Raw genomic sequence first — 21,171 nt, 5'->3', positions numbered from 1 at the left:
CTTTAGTTCATTATCTGTTGAAATTTATTGGACAAATGAAACCTTCCATAATTTACTCCCGGACGTTTGGTGAAAAAATTGTCGGGGTAGAAATAATAACGATTGAAATTTATCGTTTATTTTGAGGGGAGCGAATATTTTGCCAGAGAAAGTACATATAAAAATCAATGGTGCTGAAGCCACCCTGGAAGGTAATCAAACAATTTTACAAACGCTGATGGATAGCTCCATTGAAGTCCCGAATGTTTGTTACCATCCCAGCCTAGGTCCTATCGAAACATGTGATACATGTCTAGTGAGCGTAAATGGAGAACTTGTAAGGTCGTGTTCTACCAAAATCGATGATGGGGATGTAATTGATACAGTTGGACCAGATGTAAAAGAAGCACAGGTCATGGCAATGGACAAGATATTGTATAACCATGAGCTTTATTGTACGGTTTGCGATTATAATAATGGCACTTGTGAAATACACAATACCGTTAAGGAAATGAAGGTAAATCATCAAAGTGTCCCTTTTGATCAAAAACCGTATGAAGTGGATGGGTCGAATCCATTCTATCGATATGATCCGGACCAATGCATCCTTTGCGGCCGTTGTGTTGAAGCTTGTCAAGATGTACAGGTCACAGAAACATTGACTATAGATTGGCAAGCAAAACGTCCACGTGTCATTTGGGATAATAATGTTCCAATCAATGAATCTTCATGTGTTTCATGTGGTCATTGTTCCACAGTTTGCCCGTGTAATGCGATGATGGAAAAAGGAATGGAAGGTGAAGCCGGGTTTTTAACCGGCATTGCTAAACAAACCCTTCGACCTATGATAGAAATCACTAAAAATGTTGAAACCGGTTATGGTTCGATTTTAGCAATTTCAGATATGGAATCCGCCATGAGGGATGCAAGAATCAAAAAGACGAAAACGGTTTGTACATACTGCGGTGTAGGATGCAGCTTTGACGTCTGGACCAAAGACCGTAAAATCCTTAAGGTTGAACCGCAAGTTGAGGCACCTGCAAATGGAATTTCGACTTGTGTGAAAGGGAAATTCGGATGGGATTTCGTAAATAGTGAAGAAAGGCTTACAAAACCTTTAATTAGAGAAGGGGATGCATTCAGAGAAGCTGAATGGGAAGAAGCCCTTGAATTGATTTCCCGTAAATTCACCGAAATAAAAGACGATCACGGTCCCGATTCGATGGCTTTCATAACGTCATCCAAATGCACCAATGAAGAGTCCTATTTAATGCAAAAGCTGGCAAGGGGAATCATTGGCACCAATAATGTGGATAACTGCTCCCGGTATTGTCAGACACCGGCTACTTTGGGACTGTTCAGAACGGTTGGATATGGCGGAGATACAGGGGGCATAAAGGATATCGAAAAGTCCGAACTTGTATTGATCATAGGCTCCAATACATCCGAATCACATCCAGTTTTGGCTACGAGAATCAAACGTTCCCATAAACTAGGTAAACAGAAGCTGATAGTGGCGGACATTAGAAAGCATGAAATGGCCGAACGTTCCGACCTCTTTATCCAACCTGCTCCGGGATCGGATATCATATGGCTGTCGGCCGTGACTAAATATATTGTCGACCAAGGTTGGACAGATAAAGACTTCATTAGAAACCGTGTAAATGGGATGGAGGAATACATCAAGACTTTAGAACCTTACACAATGGAATATGCGGAAAAAGTAACTGGCGTAGCTAAAGAAGATTTAATTACGCTTGCAGAAGCCATTCATGAAGCGGGGAGCGTTGCATCGCTTTGGGCCATGGGTGTTACGCAGCATGGCGGAGGAAGCGATACGAGTACTGCAATTTCCAATCTAATGCTCATAACAGGCAACTACGGTAAACCTGGAACAGGTACTTATCCTTTACGCGGACATAATAATGTACAAGGAGCCAGTGACTTTGGCAGTATGCCGGATCGCATGCCAGGTTATGAAAAAGTAACGGATAAAAAGGTCCGCACGAAATATGAAAACGTCTGGGGTGCCAAATTACCAGAAAACCCTGGCCTTAATAACCATGAAATGGTCGAAGGGATTCATGCAGGTACCCTTAGAGCAATGTACTTAAAAGGTGAAGATATGGGTCTGGTCGATTCGAATATCAATCATGTCCATGAAGCATTTGAAAAACTGGACTTCTTTGTGGTCCAAGATATCTTCTTATCAAGAACGGCTGAATTCGCGGATGTCGTCCTTCCAGCAAGCCCAAGCTTTGAAAAAGAAGGTACTTTCACGAATACCGAGCGCCGTATTCAACGTCTTTATCAAGTCTTTGAACCATTAGGTGAATCTAAGCCTGATTGGCAAATCATCATGAACGTGGCTAATTCGTTAGGAGCAGGCTGGAATTATGAGCATCCAAGTGAAATCATGGACGAAGCAGCTAAACTATCACCATTATATGCTGGAGTAAGTTACGAACGGTTGGAAGGTTATAAAAGTCTTCAATGGCCCGTAGCACCAGATGGCACAGATACGCCGCTTTTATTCACGGAGGATTTTCCATTCCCCGATGGAAAAGCAAGATTATTTCCAGTCGAATGGACCAAACCGATTGACTTTGGGGAGGAGTTTGATATCCATGTGAATAACGGCCGTTTATTGGAACATTTCCATGAAGGGAACATGACTTATCAATCAAAAGGCATCACATCCAAAACGCCAAAAGTCTTCCTTGAGGTATCCCGTGAATTGGCAAAAGATAGAGGGCTTGAGGATGGCACTCTTGTTCGGCTTACTTCACCGTATGGAAATGCAAAAGTGCAATGCCTGATTACAGATCGTGTAAAAGGTAAAGAGGTTTATCTGCCGATGAACGATTCAGGTGACGGAGCAATAAACCAATTGACAAGCTCCCATTCAGATAAAGATACTGATACCCCTGCTTATAAGGAAGTTCAGGCAAAAATGGAAGTTCTCAGGATCAAAGGAGACAACCCATTACCAAGCATCAACCATCGTAATGGTAATCCACAACCGCAGATAGGTGTACAAGTACAAAAAAAATGGGCCCGCGAAGATTATATTTTCCCTGGTGACCTCTTGAAAATCAAAAAGGAGGAGAGGAACCGTGGCTAAAGCAACGAAAGTGATCAACCGAATCACCATTAGCGATGAAGAAAGAAGAAGAATTGAACTCGAGGATATCGAGCGTACCCTTTTGGAAAATAAAGAAGTGATTAAAGAAACGTTTGAAGTCATGAAAGGTATGCAGGATCGTGGGATTTTATCAATGGTTAACAGTTTGTTGAAGGAAGGGGACAAGGTGCTGAACATTCTTGTCAAGACAGCAGACACTCCCGAAACCGCAAATACCCTAAAAAATCTCCTTCTCATACTTGGTACGTTAGGTACACTGAATGTTCAACAGCTTGAACCGCTTATCCTCAAAGTCAATTCAGGGATTGCCCGTGTAGCCGAGCCTGACGGAAAGCCAGAAAAGCCAAGTTATTTAGCCTTGCTGCGCTCCTTGAATGACCAAGAAGTCAAACAAGCTATGACTTACCTGATGACCTTCCTTAAAGGAATGGGAGAAGATACAAGCGATTTAGAAAGAACCACCCAATTACCAGAGAATCAGCATTTGCATAAAGCGAATGAAACAGCTGACATAGAACGGCCCAACTCGAGAAAGTCATACGGATCAAGTATACCCAGTAAAGGCGGTAGCGAAAAAAAACGAAACACCAGCTGGTTATGGATTGCAGCAGGAGTTTCGCTCGTAACCATTCCGCTTACTTTATCGAAAAGTAAGAAGTAAAAAAACTTGTTATTTTCATATTGGAAATTTGAAACGCAAGTAAATTAGTAAACGATATTGACTTTGTCTTGTATGATGGTGTTGATTACCCACCAAAATATTAAAGCCGATGATTCCCTTATAGGGAATCGTCGGCTTTTTTTGACTGGTTGAATGCGGTAATAAAATTACTAACAAAATTTTTCTCACTAGCCTTTTATTACATATATTTAAATTAGATACAAATAATAAAATCAATCATTAGTGAAACGAACAAATACACATACACTTAATCAAAAGGGGCGGGGAAGTGCGAATAGGACGTTCTCTTAAAAGGTCTAAAGAAAAACCTACAACAAACCATATACAAGTAAATACCTTATCCGACGAGGTGAATGAAAATGTAGTGAGATTAATGAACGAGCTTGGACACAGTTCTGATTTGTCTGTTCGAATGATTGAATCTCCGCACCATAAATCGATACAAGCAGCTGTAATCCACCTTGACGGATTGGCTGATGATAACATCATTAACGAGAACATAGTGGATCCATTAATACAGTCGTTTAATGAAAATAATCAAAAATTGATAGAAGAACGAGCAAGCCATATTTTAACAGTATCTCAATTGACCATTAAAGAAAGTTGGCAGGAATTCGTGTCAGCGGTTTTGACAGGAGATACGGCAGTATTGCTGAATGGCAGTACAAAAGCATTCATCGCCAGTACGAAAAAACAGCCGTCACGGGCAATAACTGAACCGACAAGCCAAACGGTCATTAGAGGACCAAAAGATAGTTTTACAGAGAATTTAAGAACCAATACGTCATTAATTCGTACTAGGATTCAAAATCCTGATGTACGCTTAGAAAGCTTGAAAGTCGGAAGCGTCACTCAAACGGATATTGGAATCATGTACATTCAGGGAATCGCGGATGAGAGTATCGTGAAGGAAGTCAAAGAACGAGTAAAGGGCATTGATATTGATGGGGTTCTTGAATCGAATTACATTGAGGAATTAATTCGGGATGATGGAACAACAATTTTTCCGCTTCTTTTAAATACGGAACGACCTGATGCGGTTGTAGGAAATTTATTAGAGGGTAGAATTGCCATCATCATACAAGGAACACCTTTTGTTTTAATCGTCCCGGCTGTTTTCTCTCAATTTTTTCAATCTCCGGAAGACTATTATCAAAATCAATATATCAGTTCCTTTTTAAGGTTGTTAAGATTAGGAGCCTTTTTTCTTGCTACGTATGCCTCCGCTATCTATTTGGCACTGATTACACATCACCAAGGGCTTATTCCTACAACGTTAATCGTCAGTCTAATGGCCCAAAGGGAAACTGTTCCTTTTCCAGCAATTGTCGAAATACTGGTAATGGAAATGGCCTTTGAGGTTTTGCGTGAGGCAGGAGTTCGGATGCCAAGAGCGATTGGGCCGGCTGTATCAATTGTAGGAGCACTCATTTTAGGACAAGCAGCTGTTGAAGCGGGATTTGTGGGAGCGGCAGTGGTTATTATTGTAGCCATTTCTGCAATCAGCAGTTTTACACTGCCGAATACCAGTTTAGTTAATGTGACTCGTGGAATTCGATTTATGTTGATTTTTATTTCAGCATTCATAGGCTTATACGGCATATTGCTTTTCACTTTATGTATCTGGCTTCATATGAGCAGCCTTAGATCTTTTGGTGTACCATATTTTGCTCCATTTGCTCCATTTCGTTTAAAGGAGCAAAGAGATGGTTTTTTTCGTTTCCCACTTTCATCACTATTGAAAAAACCATCAAGAAAATAAAACTGGCAATTACGGGGGACGAAAAATGAAAATGAATATTTCACTATTATGGATGGCAGCCATTTGCTTACTGATTTCAGGTTGTTCAAATTACCGGGAATTAAACGAGCTAGGTGTCATAATAGCTATGGGAGTTGACCAAAATGACGATCCAAAACAACCGTACCGAGTAACATATCAAGTCATAAATCCTAGCGGCCTATCCCAAACCAGCACAACAGGAGGTCAAGGCCTCGCTGTCATCAACTATACGGTAACAGGAAAAACGTTTTTGGAAACTTTGGGAAAATCAGCTTCCGTTATTCCGAGGGAAAATAACACAACACATCTCTCGCTCATTATTATTGGTGAGAAGTTAGCTCGAAATGATCTGGATTTAATCTTTGATGGTCTCGATAGAGGAAAATATTCACGGGTAAGTATCCCGATCTTTATTGCGCGTGGGAAGACTGCTAAGGATGTACTTGGGGTAATTGAACCTCTTGAGAATACTCCAGGTAAAAATATTATCAGTACAACACAAAATAATCAAAAGCTGTATGGATCATCTAGTGAGGTGTTAGCTTATGAAATCATTTCTTCACTGTTGAGTGAAGGTAAAGATGCATCACTTCCTGGAATCAGTATAAGCAATGCTTCCCAGAAGGGGAAGCAAACAGGAAATTTAGAGACGACGAACCCGACTACTATTAAGGTTAAGGGATTAGCCATTTTCAGAAAAGGTAAATTGGTGAGATGGTTGGATGGAGAAACGGCCCGAGCCGCTCAATTCGTTACATCGAAAGTGAAAAATACCCCCGTTGTGTTACCTTGTGAAAGAGGCAATGTGACAATCAACACAATCGGTGTAAAAAGTAAAATGTTAACCGAAATCCATCATGAAAAACCTGTCATTCATACTAATATCAACGTAATGGGAGAACTGTTGGAAACATCATGTGAGCTTAATTTAAGCGATCCCAGAGTGTTAAAAGAATTCGAAAAAAAAATGGTGAAAGAAATTAAAAAGCAAATTAATAGGACGATTAGCATCACTCAAAAAGAAAAGTCAGATATTTTTGGTTTTGGTGATGCCTTGTCTCGAACAAATCCCGTTTATTGGCGCCAGAACAAAAAAAATTGGGATAACCTATATTCAGATGCGCAGATATCATTGAAAGTTAATGTAGAGATTATCAATTCCGGATTGCTAATGGAACCTTATGAGCCGAAATAAAAGAATGAGGAGGTGAGGATGCATTGCCTAAAATAAAAATTGATGGATTTCAGTTATTTTGTATGATGATCATTTTTATGTTTGGCAGTAATCTACTGCTTAATATAGGTAAGGGGGCCAAGCAGGATGTCTGGATTGTGAATCTCTTATCAACCCTTTTTGGTTGTTTACTTTATTTCGTGTATATTTCATTATACAAAAAATACCCTGACTTACCGATGACCGGTTATGTCCGGAAAATTTGGGGTAAATATATCGGCAGCGTATTGAGTTTTACCTATATCATCTATTTTGTTTATCTGGCTTCAAGAATATTACGCGATTTTGAAGAATTATTAATTAGCTCCACTTATAGACGCACTTCCATTATAACACTGGGGATATGCATGATACTTGTTTTGATTTATGGAGTTCATCTAGGTTTGGAAGCATTTGCACGTGTTGCATGCTTATGCTTTGCCATTATTATCGTGGCCCTTTTGATTCTGAACATTATGTTTGTATTAGGAGGATATACAAAATTGGAAAACCTTCAACCTGTATTAGGCAACGGATGGGTAATGGTATGGAAAGAGTTGATTCCTACAGGTATCACAGTACCTTTTGGAGAATTGATTACGTTTACGATGATCCTTCCGTATTTGAATAAAAAGAGTTCCGCTTTTAAAGTTGGCCTCTTTGCCATAATTATAGGTGGAGTTTCTTTAACTCTTAATTCGATCATTCTTTTGTCCGTATTAGGTCCAGAGGCGGTATTAAGGTCTAATTTCCCTGCTCTTAGAGCTGTGAGTTATATAAATATCGCTGATTTTATTGAAAGACTGGATTCGTTCATTCTTGTTTTAATGATCATTTTAGGCTTCATTAAGATTTCGATATTTTTCTTTTGTGCCATTATTGGCTCAGCGGACTTATTTCAAATGAAACCATCTCCTATATTCATTTATCTGGTTGGCGGTGTTATTTTCATCTCTTCGATTATGATTGCTCCTAGCTATCAGGCACATATAAATGAAGGGTTAAAAGTCGTTCCTTACCTTTTGCATCTACCTTTGCTCATTGGAATCCCCATTCTATTATTGCTTACCGCATATATAAAACAAAAATTAAAACCAGCAGTTTCATGAAGATGGAGGCTGCCGGTTTTTGATTGCTGAGAATACAATCAAATATAGAAAAATTATAGTGAATAACAAGAGCAGAAAGTAATCTTCTCCACGAGCTACTATCAAATATAGTTTGATACTATAGAAAGAGTGCAATATACTCAAGCCCTGTAAGTTGTCAAGGAGTAAAATAAGTAAATACGTTCCTAACAAAATTAACAATGATGGAAGCGCCCTCACGACAATATCACCTCATTCTTATTTCTTAAAGTGTGGTTAATACTTTAAAAATATGTACGAAGTCGTAACAAATAGGCATATAGTATATATGTTATGGATACTTGTCATTTTTTAATCCTTAAAGTGTGTAACCTAATGCTTGTAGAATTTCTTTCCAGGCCATAAAATGGGAGTATCAAGATTGTTAAGGAGTGTAAAAATGAAGCTAAAATTAATGACCATTACTTTAGGGGTCTGTTCATCTTTAATACTTTCTGGTTGTTCAAGTGAAGAGAAAAGCGTTGTACAAAAAGAAAGCAGTCATGAAGGACATTCCGAACATACGGTATCCGGAGATCTTCAGGAAGAGACCAGCAGTAAGGAAATAGCGCCGGATTTCTTAGCAGAAAAACCAGAAGACATGAAGACAATCTATTTAGCTGTTGCTCAAAATAAAGAATTACTAGAAAAAATACCTTGTTACTGCGGTTGCGGGGAATCAGCTAACCATAAAAACAATTATGATTGTTTCATCCATGAAAATAAAAAAAATGGTGAAGTGGTCTGGGATGACCACGGGACTAGATGTGGAGTTTGTTTAGAAATAGCTGCACAATCCATACTGGACTTGAATGATGGTATGAGCATCAAAGATATCCGAAATAAAGTCGATGAAAAATATAAAAGTGGATATACCAAACCAACACCAACCCCTGAAGTGTAAGAACTAAAAAAGAAATGAAATTCTACCGTGAAAGATAATTAGGAAAATGGCTTTTGCCCGATATTCATTCGGAAAATGCCATTTTTTTATTTTCTTGGCGTGATGGATTCTTTCACATATATAATATTGGTCACTAAGGGGAATACTTCCATTAACCATTAAATCTTAAAGGAGGTAACCATTTGACATTAATTCGCCTAGGTTATGTAGCCATGAGTAATCATGTGCCAAACTGTTCACCATCCCAAACGATGACTTTTGCTCAGTTTTCGAAAATTAAGGACAGAGATGCAGCGATAAGGAAGCTTGAACGTATTTCAATTTCCAATCTTCATAATTGTTGGCGTTTACTGATCCATAACGAAGCTAATAATATTCAGTTTTTTAGACTTTCTTCTAAACTTATCCCTTTAGCCAATCATCCAGAAATTCCAGAATGGGATTACATTGATCCTATTGCAGAAGAACTTGCTAAATTAAAAACATTCATTACTGATCACCCAAAAATAAGGATAGATTTTCACCCAGATCATTTCGTCATCTTGAATAGTTCAAATATCGATATACTGAAGACATCATTAAAAACATTAAGGATGCATTATACTTTATTGAAAAAAATGGGGGTGGACCCCGAGCATCGCTGTGTTCTGCATGTTGGTGGCGGTTATGGCGAACATGTACAGGCTTTGGAGCAATTTATCCATAATTGGGGGTTGATTCCCGAATCGATTCAAAGGATGGTCATACTTGAGAATGATGATACCACCTACACTTTGTCGGAAACCCTTTACTTATGTGAGAAATTGGGGATTCCCATGGTTTTTGATTATCACCATTACCTCGCACATCAGTTACCAAGTGAAAATTGGAAAGATCATTGGGACAGGGTCTTACATACCTGGAGCAATTCCAAACTACCTCCTAAAATGCATATTTCAAGTCCAAGGTCCGATAAAGAATTTCGAGCACACGCTGACTTTGTGGATACAGGAATGTTCATTGATTTTTTGCAACAAATAAAGGGAAGCTTACCACAATTGGATTGCATGATTGAAGCTAAACAAAAGGATGGAGCACTTTTCCAGTTGATGGATGAACTGAAAAGTTACAAAGAAATAGAAATCATTGATGGTGCCAGTTTTTATATTCATTAATCAATCGGTATGATTTGATAAAGGGATTATGTATAAGTTTCTCTTTATCAGATGCAATTGTTTACATAACATAGTTATCGTTAACGCGTTGGATGCTTCATAAATGGAAAGGGAAGTCATTATTGATATTGATAGGATGATTAATATTTTATACATTATTTTACAAAAGTCTTAATAATGACAAAAAAACGACCTTCATATTTGGGTTTTAAAGCTATTGTTTGAAATACATAGAGTCTTTATTCCAGTTTGAATTAAAATCGCTCTATGAGGCTATATAAGCGTTTAATGGCGATTAATAGATTATTGGGGTTTCACAAAAGAATTTACAAGAATATTCCGAATGTAACAAAGGACCTCTATTGATACATTCGAAAACGCGTTAAATCAAGGTTTATAAGGGGATTGAAATTTATAAAACTTGCCTTTTTTTCGCCTGTTCACGTACAATGAAAGAAGGGGAAAGGGGAATGAGCCATTCATGCAAGCAACCTCTCAAAGAATAAAAAATGTTCAGCCGATACGGCGGCTGGATCACATAGATAAGATGAAAAAGTCACTATTAAAATATTGCAGCTATAGGGATTATATGATGTTTTCCATCGGGATAAACATCGGGTTACGTATTGGGGATCTATTGCAATTGCGAGTGAGAGATATCCTTGAGGGTACGCATATAGTCATTGTGGAGCAAAAGACAGATAAAATTAAGCGGTTCCTGGTCAATCCTCAACTTCGTAAGGAAGTAAGGAAATATGTCCGGAAGATGAACTTGAAAAATGAACAGTATTTATTTCCAAGTCGAAAAGGGAATGGTCCAATCACTAGGGTACAGGCCTACAGGGTCTTGAACAAAGCAGCTGAAATGGCAGACATTCCGGATGTAGGTACACATACCCTTCGAAAAACTTTCGGCTATTTACATTACCAAAAGTTCAAGGATATTGCGTTACTGCAGCAAATCCTTAATCACTCCAATCCAAAAGATACGATGATTTACATAGGACTCACACAGGATTTAATGGACGAAACATTGATGGATTTCTATTATTAACTGAACGGGACGAGTTACAGCTCTCATGTATTACTTAGTATTTTTTTAATGATCACCATAGTCCTACAATGGGGGGGGATTCCAGTGCAAACATTATTTCGATATAACTGGATGGTTAGAGAAGACTGGTATCGTTGGTGTGGTGAGGTGAACGAAGAAGAACTTCTTCGTTCCAGAACTGGCGGAGTGGGGAGCATTTTGCAAACACTCTTCCATATAGTTGATGTAGAGTGGAGTTGGATACGCCTTTTAGAAGGTAAAAAAGACTTCACTGAGAGTTTTGAAAGTTTGGATCAGGTCATGAAATTGGATGCTGTTTTTCGGACGGAAGTGAATGACTTTGTATACAATTGGAATGTGGTTATGGAAAATAAATTATTTCATGATACTATGCCAGATGGAAAAATCGTAACAGATACTTGGGGTGAGATAATGCGGCATGTCATTGCTCACGAAATTCACCATGTAGGACAAATATCAGTTTGGGCAAGAGAAGCAGGGAAAAAGCCTGTTTCTGCAAACTTTATTGGACGGGGACTTATCTCATCCGAATGACTTCCTCAAAAAAAGACTATTGTATAGTCTTTTTTTTGTTGAGAAAAATAGACTCATTTTCTAGAGGGATAATTATCAACACATTATATTAGAAGCATTTTTGATGTAACAGCTCTTAGTTACCATAATATTATTATGGTAACTATGGTGTCATCAACTGTAAACATAAAAGAACCCTATCGTTAAGATAGGGTTCTTTTTTAAAGCTTATTTAATCGCAATATGTATTTCCACTTTTCCATCAGGATAATATTTTTCGAAATCCAGACTATAATCCCTGTTCAATTTTTTTTCATCTTCCAACCGCCATATCTTTTTCCACGTTTCACCAATGGAATGTTCATCTTGTAGACATTCAAACACTTCGTATTCATGATCTGGAATAATCAATTTTTCATTCGATACAGGGGTTTCGGTAGCTATAGATAAAGTATAATCTCCTCGATAGTTGCTTACGTACTGATGATAAATCCCATATTTCATATCATTATCAATTGGATAATCATTTGTTTTGCCCCACAACGATCTAATTTTCTCGAAAAGATCCTTATCAGAGAAATTATTAGTCCGTATTTCGCCAATCAGATAGACTTCATTACTCATAAACTAGCAACCCCTCATTTGTATAAATTTGGTTATTGCATCAATGATATCATAATCACAAAAGATGACCAATTAAAAAATTGTGAATTTTAATGGTCTTTAAAAAAATGCAAAGTTATTTATATAATTGATTCTGATTTCACAGTATCAAATTATTTCGATGAATGGAAAATGAGATTTATGTTCATATGTGATGTTTACCTAATGTATTGTATCCAGTAGTTTTGTAATTGGATACAATATATTTAATTTTCAGTATTGTAATCGCTTTATTTAGTTGATATAGTTAAAATTGTATCCAATATTGAAAGGTGGACGCTGAATTGGATAAAGCTAATTCGAATAAAGATAAATCAACAATTGTTAAAAATGTGACAAAAAGCCTCAGGAAAGCGATTTTGAATGGGACGTTGAAAAAGGGGGAGCGACTCATCCAAGAGGAATGGGCTGATCGCCTGGAAGTAAGCAGAATGCCCATTCGCGAAGCCCTTACACAGCTTCAAATGGAAGGGTTGGTGGAAATGGTTCCTCATAAAGGAGCAATTGTAACACCGATTACCCGGGATGATATTGAAGAAATTTATCATACAAGGTCTCTACTTGAAGGCCTTGCTGTGGAAAAATCGCTTCCTTATTTAACAAAGGAGGATAAAGAAAAATTAAAGGGAATTTTGATTGAAATGGAAGGAATTCAGTTATCTGATGAAACCAATGAGCATTATATCATTTTGAATGCGGCTTTTCATGAAACCCTCCGAAAAGGTTGCCCATGGCCAAGGGTTCAAAAAATGGTAGAAACACTAGGAATCTCACCCATTGCGCCGAATTTGCTGATTGACCATTACCCAGAAACGCAACGGGAACACCGGATGATATATGAAGCGGCACTAAGAGGGGATCCTGCAGAACTAAGGGCAGCAGTAGAATTTCACATCTTACGGACTAAGAACAATTTAATTTCGTATATGGAGTTGCTGAATACTAAAAATCATCAATAAAAGGAGTGTTAATTGTGTATGATTTCGCAATTGTTGGTGGGGGAATTGTAGGATTATCGACGGGAATGGCACTTTATCAGCGTTTTCCTAATGCTAAAGTGGTAGTCATTGAAAAAGAGGCTGTTGTTGCAGATCATCAAACGGGGCATAACAGCGGCGTCATCCATTCAGGAATTTATTATAAACCAGGCAGTTTCAAGGCACGGTTTGCCCGTCAAGGAAGCAAATCAATGACGGAATTCTGCCGGATGCATGGAATTGAACATGATATTTGTGGGAAAGTCATTGTTGCAACAAAGCCAGAAGAGATGCCCCTACTGGATGATTTATATTCACGCGGTTTGCAAAATGAACTAGCTATACAAAAAATCGGTGTGGGTGAGTTAAAGGAAATCGAACCGCATGTTAATGGACTAGGTGCAATTCGCGTCCCGCAAGCCGGCATCGTCAATTATCGTCAGGTAAGTGAAAAGATGGCGGATATCATCCGAGGCAACGGCGGTGAAATTAAGCTGAATACAAAGGTGGAGAAGATTGACGAGGATTTTGATGATGTCATCATCGACACAAACAACGGTACCATAAAGGCAAGGATGGTCATTAATTGCGCAGGGTTGCACAGTGATCGTATCGCAGCAGCTGCAGGGTATAAAACTGATATGAAAATTGTCCCGTTTCGCGGTGAGTATTTTAAATTGAAGCCTGATAAACGCTTCCTTGTCAATCATTTAATATATCCGGTACCTAACCCGAAATTCCCATTTCTGGGGGTTCATTTTACGCGGATGATTAGCGGAGAAGTAGATGCTGGTCCCAATGCAGTACTAAGTTTCAAACGGGAAGGATATAAAAAGACCGACTTCAATGCGAAAGATTTGACTGAAGTTTTAAGCTATAAAGGTTTTTGGAAGCTGGCCAGTAAATTCATGAAGGAAGGGATGGATGAATATGTCCGTTCATTTAGTAAAAAGCAATTCACGAAAAGCCTGCAGGAATTAATTCCGGAAATTCAAGCGGATGATTTAATCCCTGCACCTGCTGGAGTCCGGGCCCAGGCGTTACAAGATGATGGTAATATGGTGGATGATTTTCATATTATCATGGGAAAACGGACCATTCATGTATGTAATGCACCATCACCAGCTGCAACAGCTTCGATTGAAATTGGAAAAGAGGTTGTAAACCGCATTCCGGAACAATCACACTTATTGGAAGCCATATTAACAAAATAAAATTCGAGAGGAAGAAGCCTCATGTTTAATGGTAAAACAATTTTTATTGCTGGTCATGCCCGTTTACCTCAGGGGATGGCAGCGAAAAGTGTATTTGAAACATTGACCATTACTGCAGAAGTAGATGCTAAATATGGGGTTGTCCTGGAAGCTTCTTGCACACTGGCAACAGAACATGGCCGGGAATTTATTGGGCGTTTGTTAAAAGGGGCCAGTTTAAATGATGGTGTTGATGACTTGCTAGAAATGATTCAATCTTATTATCGTGGGAAAGCAGCTAATGCATTGATTGCGGCCTTGAAGGACCTTGATCTCCATTTTCAGCAAATTAAAGCTGGAGAAAAAACGAAACTACCAAGTTAGCAATTTGATTTATCAGAATAATACGAAAAAAGTGTTGACAATTTTGAGAAAAAACGTTTTAATGGAATTAAGCCAATATTATGACATTAACACCTTTTGGAAAACTCCATTTCAGAATCGTGTAAAGATCTTAATAATTGGAAACAGGAAAAATAAATCATACATAAACTGCATATTCGCTGTGACTCTATTTACATAGAGCAGTGAAGTGAATATAAGCCAGTTGTACAGTTGGATTCCTATTTTATTTGGGGACCATGTGCGACTGGCTTTTTATATTTCCCGTTAACTTTGTCACCTATATTACAAATAACAGGAGGAATTATTCATGAGCATTGCAGAAAAAAAGAGAGCGAAGTTTGAAAGGAAAACAGAAAAATACGAGGTGAAAGTTCACCCTCAAACCAGCCGATTATATCATATTGAAATTTCAAAAGAGGCAATTGCCGCTTTTTTAGAAACCGTATCGAAGGATAATCAGTCTGTTCAACATCTGGAATATACACCATATGCACGACTCATCGTTGCATCATATCTATTGGATCAAGTGGGGGAAGACTTTGGTGAAGTGCTTCGGAACATCGTTCATGACCGGGAATCTGGCGGCTTCACCCTCGGCTTGGAGGGTGTCACGGAAAATACAGATGAATATGTCATTTTTGCGACGGCCATTTCATACTTGCTGGGGACTCCAAACCATGATGCCATGTCAGGAAAATATTATGCCCGCTTTAGTGTTCAAGATACGGATAGCAGTGATTCATATTTGCGTCAGGCCTATCGTTTATTTACACTTCATACGGACGGAACATTTGTAGATGAACCAACTGACTGGTTACTAATGATGAAGATGATCGAACAAAATGCCCGCGGTGGCGAATCACGTTTATTGCACCTAGACGATTGGAAAGAGCTTGATACGTATGTTAATCATCCATTATCTAGCCAAAAATTCACGTATAAGTCTCCAAAAAGCAAGAACATTGATCAGGAAATTGAAAGATTGACTTTCTTCAATCATAATAACAAACCTGGTGTATGTTTTATCGATCAATTTGTTTATCCTGAATCAATCGAACAAGCCAAATACTTACGCGATTTATCCAATTCATTAGAAAACGATGAAAGTGTACTTGAACTGGAACTGCCTGTTGGAGATTTAGTTGTCGTCAACAATATATTTTGGCTTCACGGCCGCGCTGCATTTGAAAAAGATCCAAACCTGAACCGTGAATTACTTCGCCAGCGCGGAAGATTCAATCAATAGTTTCATTTTGTAAACCCAAATGTTTTTTCATCCCCAAATAACATTTTTAAGATAAATTCCTTTCAACCCTTTGGTTGGAAAGGAATTTATCTTTTTTTTGCTTTGTTAAAGAATAATGTTGTTATTTGATTTGCTCGAACGGTCGTTCTACAATGAAATAAAATTACTGAGAGCGAGTGAGTTTTAATGGCGTTAGCGGACATAATTAACCAAATCAGAAATCTTAGCCAAAGAGACCAGCAGCGATTGAAGGAGTTCTTCACAAACTCATTAGGGAGTGCGGGAGAAACAGAGTCTGTATTCACTGATGTATCAGAATAGAAACACAAAGACGGCTACACCTGCACCCATTGTCCATCCACTAATGGCATTCGCTTCTGTAAATTTCAAGTAAAAACTACAATCAATACCAATGAACATCAAAGATACCGCTGCAAAGAGTGCGGTAAAACATTCACAGATATGACGAACACTCCTCTTCACAGAACTCATATGCCTAGTAAATGGCTTCAGTTCATCGAATGTATGATTGAAAGGTATTCCCTTCGGAAATCAGCTTAACTCATTGGTGCTCATTATGTGACGCTTTTTCTTTTCGAAGGCATAGTAGAAATGGATGAAACCTATTTCCTCTATTCCGAGAAAGGAAAACGGAATATCCAAGGTCGAAAAACAAGGTTACGCGGTGGTAGTTCGGAGTTTAGAGGACTAAGTAAGGACCAAGTATGCGTTCTTATAGCCAGAGACCGCCAAAAGAGAACGTTTTCCAAAACAATAGGAAAAGGGCGTATTATAAAAAAGAGTTTGGACGAAGCGTTAGGTTCCAAGCTATCAATACAAAATGTTCTATGTACGGATGCTTGGCGGGCGTTTATGACTTATGCCAAAGAAAAAGGAATTGAGCGTCATCGCTTTAAAGTAAATGGTAGGGAGCGAGTTAAAGGGATTTTTCACATCCAGAATGTAAATAGTTATCACAGCCGTTTAAAGAGCTGGATGGAGCGTTTTAATGGTGTAGCGACTAAATATCTAGACCATTATTTGAGCTGGTTCCCATTCTTAGACACCATCAAACATATAAAAGATAACTTTACGATAACCAAAATGGTTTTAGACAGTTGTTCTTTCTCAGTTAACACAACTTATGATAAACTAAGGATATCAGAATTTTCCAAATAACAGAACGTTCATTGTTCCGTTAAAGGGCCAGTTTAATTGAACAAGGAAATGGCATGACACCTTAATTAGTGAGCTATCTACAACACGCCGCAAATATTTTTACCAAAGGGATTATCTATTAAAGGGATTAAATTGGAGGGAATAGAAAATGGATGTAAAGACACTTTTGTTACAACAATGGGCAAGCTGCTTAGATGAAGAAGACTGGTTTCCACCACTTGAAAAAGTGCTAGAGGACATCACTTTTGAACAGGCAATTTGGAAACCAGCTGATGGGGCAATGAATTCCATTTGGGAATTAGTTTGTCATTTACTTTTCTTTGAAAAAAGATATATGATGCGATTTCTTGGTGAAACAGCGAATGAACCACAGGCAGAAAATAATGACTCTACATTTCGATTACCAACTGAGACGTTAGAAAATTGGAAGGAAACAAAACAAGAATATTTTTATGTTCATCGCGAACTTGGAAAAATACTAGCAAAATCAGAACATGAAGATTTGTATAGACAGGTTCCAGGAGATAATTCATTAGTGCTTGAACTGAAGAGTTTAGCAATGCACGACGCATATCATATTGGGCAAATTGTATTCCTTAGTAAAATGCAAGGTGCTTGGGCAGCGAAACGCAGCTTTTAAAAAAGCTTCATTAGCTTTACAGTTATTCCATTATAGGGGGCTTTAATGGAATAAGAACGGGAACGTCCAAAACGGACGTTCCCATATTTTATACCTAAAAAACAACAATACTACTTAACAAAGCCTTTTTTTTAAAAAAACTGACCTAGGAAAGTTCCAGAGTCAGTTGATTTAATACGTTCATTATCCAGATAGGTAATGTTTTGGCAGTTATGTTAAAAGCGCACCTCTAACATCATACTTTTCTAAATCGATATCGATTTTTCTATCAAGTGCGAGGTTTGCCAATTGGGAGCCTATATAGGGGCCCATAGTTAAACCGGAAGCTCCAAGACCATTGGCTATGATAATTCCTTCCCAATTAGGTAAAGGACCAATAACCGGAAGGAATCCAGGCGTGAATGGACGAAATCCGACCCGCGCTTCAACAAACGTACTATCCGACAAGCCTGGAGCGGTATGCAGGGCCTTATTGAAAACTTCCTGCAGCCCTCCTGCAGTCATTCGGTTATCGAAGACGTCCGTGTTTTCATGAGTCGCCCCAGCAACGATCTTATTATTATCGAAAGCCAAAAGATATTGATCACTGGGAGGCATGACCACAGGCCAGTTATTCGTATTTGTATTTGGTGCTTCCAGATGAATGATTTGAGCCTTTTGGAAGCTGACTTGAAAATTCAGGCCCAGTGGTTTCAGTAATTCCGGTGCCCAAGCTCCAGCACAAACAATCACTTTATCAGCAGGTATGATTTCATCTTCAAGTGTTACACCTGTAACATGTGCACCATTATATGAAAGTATAGCCTCACCATACATAAGTTTCGCACCGTTTTTTTGTGATGCCCTCAATAAGGAATCACGTAGCGCTCGTCCATCGACTCGAGCGGCCCCACTCACGTGAACTGCTGCATATTCACTGGAAAGAGGCGGGAATAAGGCATTTGTTTTCTCTGCAGAAAGTAATGTGATCGTCCCGATCTCCGGTGCATCTTCTTTCCGTTTTTCCGCTCGGTTCTTCATGGCAATCAGTTTTTCTTCATCTGTATGTAAACTTATGGCCCCGACTTGGGCATAACCAGTCTCCGTTTCCCCATCCTGTTCAAGTTCTTCAATTAAACCCGGATAGAAAGCAGCTCCATTTTTAGCAAGGAGATACCAAGCTTGATTGCGCCTTTGCGAAATCCATGGGCACACGATTCCTGCAGCTGCAGAAGTTGCCTGTCCATCATCTTGGCGGTCTATTATGATAACCTCAGCTCCACTTTTAGCCAGCTGATAGGCAGTAGAAGCTCCCAGAATCCCTGCACCAACTACAATGATTTTTTGCATATTTAACATCTCATTTCTCTCTTATATATATAAACGCTTACCATTACTATATCGAAGACACGAAACGATTGCCACAGCCGATATTGTAATTTCTTTCACAAAGTTATTTTATCTGTATTGAATATGCTATGATTGAAATTGCGAAAGCTTGAAAAGATATTAGGAGGACATAACATGCTAAAAAAACAAATGGAATCATACATATCGAAATCCGTAATCGAAAACAAGGTTGAGTTGTTCAAAGAAGAAAGGGATTATGCAGAAAAGCATAAATTAATCGCAGATGATATCATAATAGTGGAAAAAGAAAATGCATCCCGTTTTACTGATGCTTATATCGAGCGCAGTAATAAAGAGAGCGAAGAATTGATTTCTGAAGAGAACTCTGCATTTTTATCACAACCGATCGGGTATTTGAAAAATAATAAAGAAGAATTCCTTTACTTTGAATCCAAATGGTTTGAATTAATCGGTGTTGAGGCACTTTCGTTGGAAGTGGATGATGTTTTCGGTACTTATAACGCGATGTTCGGATTGAAATTCCAGAAAAAAATGGGAGAGGTTTTAAAAACCTATTTAACAAAGGAACTTCAAGAAGGCATTGGATCATTCAGTTTAATGTTTAACCAGGGTGACGGGCTATGGGATGTGAATTTTGCCTTGGATAACGTAAAAGGTTTTCGAGAGGACATGTCATTGGAACAAGCTTTCAATTTAATTTATCATTTTCTATTTATCCTTGTTCAAACAATCGAGGAAGATATGTAAAACGAGAAACCGCCATCAATTGATGGCGGTATTTTTTATTTCTTTAGCTTTATACATGCCCTTAGCCACTGGTTAATCTTCTTAGATTTATCCAATTAGCCATAAATGTAGATGATGATTAGAGGAACTGCAAATAATTCGTCGAATTGATTAATAATATACCTTTATTTAACAAACCTATCTGTTCATTTCGAATTTATGAAAATGAAAGTTACATCGGAAGGAGAAGTTATACTTGCTGAATGAATTGAAAGTTACTCAGGTTACCATTCCAATGCCTTTTAGGTTGGACCATGTCCATTGTTTCCTGGCAGAAGGTGAAAAAGGGTGGACAATCATTGATACGGGATTAAATAATAACACTACAAGGGATATATGGAACCCCATTATTGAAAAACATGATATTACCGATATTATCATCACCCACTATCACCCAGACCATTTCGGGTATGCAGGGGCTTTACAACAATTAACCAGTGCAGATGTTTGGATGACAAAAGTGGATGAACATGCGGGAACTACGTATTGGGAAGCGGATTCTCTGAATAAGCTTAAAGAAAATTATGAGGCATGCGGGATGAAAGACGAAATAGCTGTCGCCTTATCTAGTGACGAAAGCAGCTTTATGCCACAAGTAAAACCCTATCCTACTGTAAATCATCATCTTGACGAAGGATTGAAGCTACGTTTTGGCAAATATGAGTATGAAGTGATCTTCACGCCGGGGCATTCAGATGGCCTGATTTCCTTATACAATAAGGAAAATAGTGTCCTTTTCTCAACAGATCATATATTGCCCAGGGTATCTCCTAATATTTCTTATTGGTTTAAGGGTTTAAGCAACCCATTGGAAGAGTTTTTTACTTCTTTAAAAAAAATTCAAAAGTTGGACGTAGAATATGTCATCCCTTCACATGGGAAACCATTTCAAAATGCCAATAAAAGAATTGTTGAATTATTGGATCACCATCAGGACCGGTTGCATGTAATTCATGAAAACATGAAAGAGCCGATTACTGTTAAAAGTGCATGCAATATCTTATTTGGAAATCTACCCATTCACGAAACTAGGTTTGCTGTTGGTGAAACATTGGCTCACCTTGAATACCTTCTTTTGAATGACCAATGCAGAAAGTTTAAACGTGATGGCAAATGGTATTATCAATCCATTTGATATATTGAATATTGAATCTAGC

At 38.3% G+C, this 21,171-nt stretch carries 18 protein-coding genes and 2 pseudogenes; 17 read left to right on the top strand and 3 right to left on the bottom strand.

Annotation, left to right across the window (positions count from 1 at the left end):
* Nucleotides 1–139 precede the first annotated feature (139 nt).
* The 5 genes and pseudogenes from fdhF (at nucleotide 140) to ABIE66_RS14000 (ending at nucleotide 7,911) form a co-directional block, all read left to right on the top strand.
* Nucleotides 140–3,103 carry a formate dehydrogenase subunit alpha gene (gene fdhF / locus ABIE66_RS14020; RefSeq protein ID WP_370015138.1) on the top strand — a complete coding sequence of 988 codons (2,964 nt, stop codon included), beginning with the start codon at nucleotides 140–142 and terminating at the stop codon, nucleotides 3,101–3,103.
* Nucleotides 3,096–3,617 (top strand): annotated as a pseudogene (locus ABIE66_RS14015) (helical membrane plugin domain-containing protein); the annotation flags it as partial. The gene fdhF and the pseudogene ABIE66_RS14015, both read left to right, overlap by 8 nt.
* Nucleotides 3,618–4,074: 457 nt before the next feature.
* Nucleotides 4,075–5,568 (top strand): spore germination protein, encoded by a 1,494-nt coding sequence (locus tag ABIE66_RS14010; protein ID WP_370015137.1) that lies wholly within the window; start codon nucleotides 4,075–4,077, stop codon nucleotides 5,566–5,568.
* Nucleotides 5,569–5,593: 25 nt separating this feature from the next.
* Entirely contained in the window at nucleotides 5,594–6,784 is a 1,191-nt protein-coding gene (locus tag ABIE66_RS14005; RefSeq protein WP_370015135.1) for a Ger(x)C family spore germination protein, read from the top strand.
* Between the two features lie 23 nt (nucleotides 6,785–6,807).
* Nucleotides 6,808–7,911: a GerAB/ArcD/ProY family transporter gene (locus ABIE66_RS14000; RefSeq protein ID WP_370015134.1), complete on the top strand. Its 1,104-nt coding sequence runs from the start codon at nucleotides 6,808–6,810 to the stop codon at nucleotides 7,909–7,911.
* On the opposite strand, the gene ABIE66_RS29075 is transcribed toward ABIE66_RS14000, so the two are convergent.
* The gene (locus tag ABIE66_RS29075) at nucleotides 7,906–8,130 is read right to left on the bottom strand and encodes a YczF family membrane protein (protein WP_483313849.1); all 225 of its coding nucleotides are present in this window, start codon (nucleotides 8,128–8,130) and stop codon (nucleotides 7,906–7,908) included. The two genes, ABIE66_RS14000 and ABIE66_RS29075, sit on opposite strands and share 6 nt — an antisense overlap.
* A 199-nt stretch (nucleotides 8,131–8,329) precedes the next feature.
* Here ABIE66_RS29075 and ABIE66_RS13995 point away from each other — a divergent pair, with 199 nt between their 5' ends.
* The 4 genes from ABIE66_RS13995 (at nucleotide 8,330) to ABIE66_RS13980 (ending at nucleotide 11,596) form a co-directional block, all read left to right on the top strand.
* Entirely contained in the window at nucleotides 8,330–8,833 is a 504-nt protein-coding gene (locus tag ABIE66_RS13995; protein ID WP_370015133.1) for a PCYCGC motif-containing (lipo)protein, read from the top strand.
* 182 nt (nucleotides 8,834–9,015) lie between these two features.
* Nucleotides 9,016–9,987, top strand: coding sequence for a UV DNA damage repair endonuclease UvsE (gene uvsE / locus ABIE66_RS13990; protein ID WP_289325163.1), 972 nt, complete (start codon nucleotides 9,016–9,018; stop codon nucleotides 9,985–9,987).
* Nucleotides 9,988–10,468: 481 nt separating this feature from the next.
* Complete coding sequence (locus tag ABIE66_RS13985; RefSeq protein WP_370015132.1) at nucleotides 10,469–11,041, top strand: site-specific integrase; 573 nt, start codon at nucleotides 10,469–10,471, stop codon at nucleotides 11,039–11,041.
* An 84-nt stretch (nucleotides 11,042–11,125) separates the two neighbouring features.
* Nucleotides 11,126–11,596, top strand: a complete 471-nt coding sequence (locus ABIE66_RS13980; RefSeq protein ID WP_370015131.1) for a DinB family protein — start codon at nucleotides 11,126–11,128, stop codon at nucleotides 11,594–11,596.
* Between the two features lie 207 nt (nucleotides 11,597–11,803).
* On the opposite strand, the gene ABIE66_RS13975 is transcribed toward ABIE66_RS13980, so the two are convergent.
* Nucleotides 11,804–12,199, bottom strand: a complete 396-nt coding sequence (locus ABIE66_RS13975; protein ID WP_289325161.1) for a GyrI-like domain-containing protein — start codon at nucleotides 12,197–12,199, stop codon at nucleotides 11,804–11,806.
* 323 nt (nucleotides 12,200–12,522) lie between these two features.
* On the opposite strand from ABIE66_RS13975, the gene ABIE66_RS13970 reads away from it, so the two are divergent.
* The 6 genes and pseudogenes from ABIE66_RS13970 (at nucleotide 12,523) to ABIE66_RS13945 (ending at nucleotide 17,878) form a co-directional block, all read left to right on the top strand.
* Nucleotides 12,523–13,197 (top strand): GntR family transcriptional regulator, encoded by a 675-nt coding sequence (locus tag ABIE66_RS13970; protein ID WP_370015130.1) that lies wholly within the window; start codon nucleotides 12,523–12,525, stop codon nucleotides 13,195–13,197.
* 14 nt (nucleotides 13,198–13,211) lie between these two features.
* A complete protein-coding gene (lhgO, locus tag ABIE66_RS13965; protein ID WP_289325159.1) occupies nucleotides 13,212–14,429 on the top strand; it encodes an L-2-hydroxyglutarate oxidase in 1,218 nt (405 codons plus the stop codon).
* A 21-nt stretch (nucleotides 14,430–14,450) separates the two neighbouring features.
* A complete protein-coding gene (locus tag ABIE66_RS13960) occupies nucleotides 14,451–14,792 on the top strand; it encodes a DUF3870 domain-containing protein (RefSeq protein WP_289325158.1) in 342 nt (113 codons plus the stop codon).
* 328 nt (nucleotides 14,793–15,120) lie between these two features.
* The gene (gene glaH / locus ABIE66_RS13955) at nucleotides 15,121–16,059 is read left to right on the top strand and encodes a glutarate dioxygenase GlaH (RefSeq protein WP_289325157.1); all 939 of its coding nucleotides are present in this window, start codon (nucleotides 15,121–15,123) and stop codon (nucleotides 16,057–16,059) included.
* Nucleotides 16,060–16,245: 186 nt separating this feature from the next.
* A pseudogene (locus tag ABIE66_RS13950) lies at nucleotides 16,246–17,238 on the top strand (IS1595 family transposase).
* 148 nt (nucleotides 17,239–17,386) lie between these two features.
* Nucleotides 17,387–17,878, top strand: a complete 492-nt coding sequence (locus tag ABIE66_RS13945; RefSeq protein ID WP_289325156.1) for a DinB family protein — start codon at nucleotides 17,387–17,389, stop codon at nucleotides 17,876–17,878.
* A gap of 210 nt (nucleotides 17,879–18,088) precedes the next feature.
* On the opposite strand, the gene ABIE66_RS13940 is transcribed toward ABIE66_RS13945, so the two are convergent.
* Nucleotides 18,089–19,207, bottom strand: coding sequence for an NAD(P)/FAD-dependent oxidoreductase (locus tag ABIE66_RS13940; RefSeq protein ID WP_289325155.1), 1,119 nt, complete (start codon nucleotides 19,205–19,207; stop codon nucleotides 18,089–18,091).
* Between the two features lie 174 nt (nucleotides 19,208–19,381).
* Here ABIE66_RS13940 and ABIE66_RS13935 point away from each other — a divergent pair, with 174 nt between their 5' ends.
* Together ABIE66_RS13935 and ABIE66_RS13930 are read left to right on the top strand one after the other, a co-directional pair.
* Nucleotides 19,382–19,975, top strand: a complete 594-nt coding sequence (locus ABIE66_RS13935; RefSeq protein ID WP_289325154.1) for a branched-chain amino acid aminotransferase — start codon at nucleotides 19,382–19,384, stop codon at nucleotides 19,973–19,975.
* A 235-nt stretch (nucleotides 19,976–20,210) separates the two neighbouring features.
* On the top strand, nucleotides 20,211–21,149 hold the full coding sequence (locus ABIE66_RS13930) for an MBL fold metallo-hydrolase (RefSeq protein WP_289325153.1): 939 nt from the start codon (nucleotides 20,211–20,213) through the stop codon (nucleotides 21,147–21,149).
* Nucleotides 21,150–21,171: the final 22 nt, after the last annotated feature.

It is taken from the genome of Peribacillus sp. B2I2, from assembly GCF_041261685.1.
Classification (GTDB): Bacteria; Bacillota; Bacilli; order Bacillales; family DSM-1321; genus Peribacillus.
This window is presented reverse-complemented; position numbering and strand designations above follow the sequence as displayed.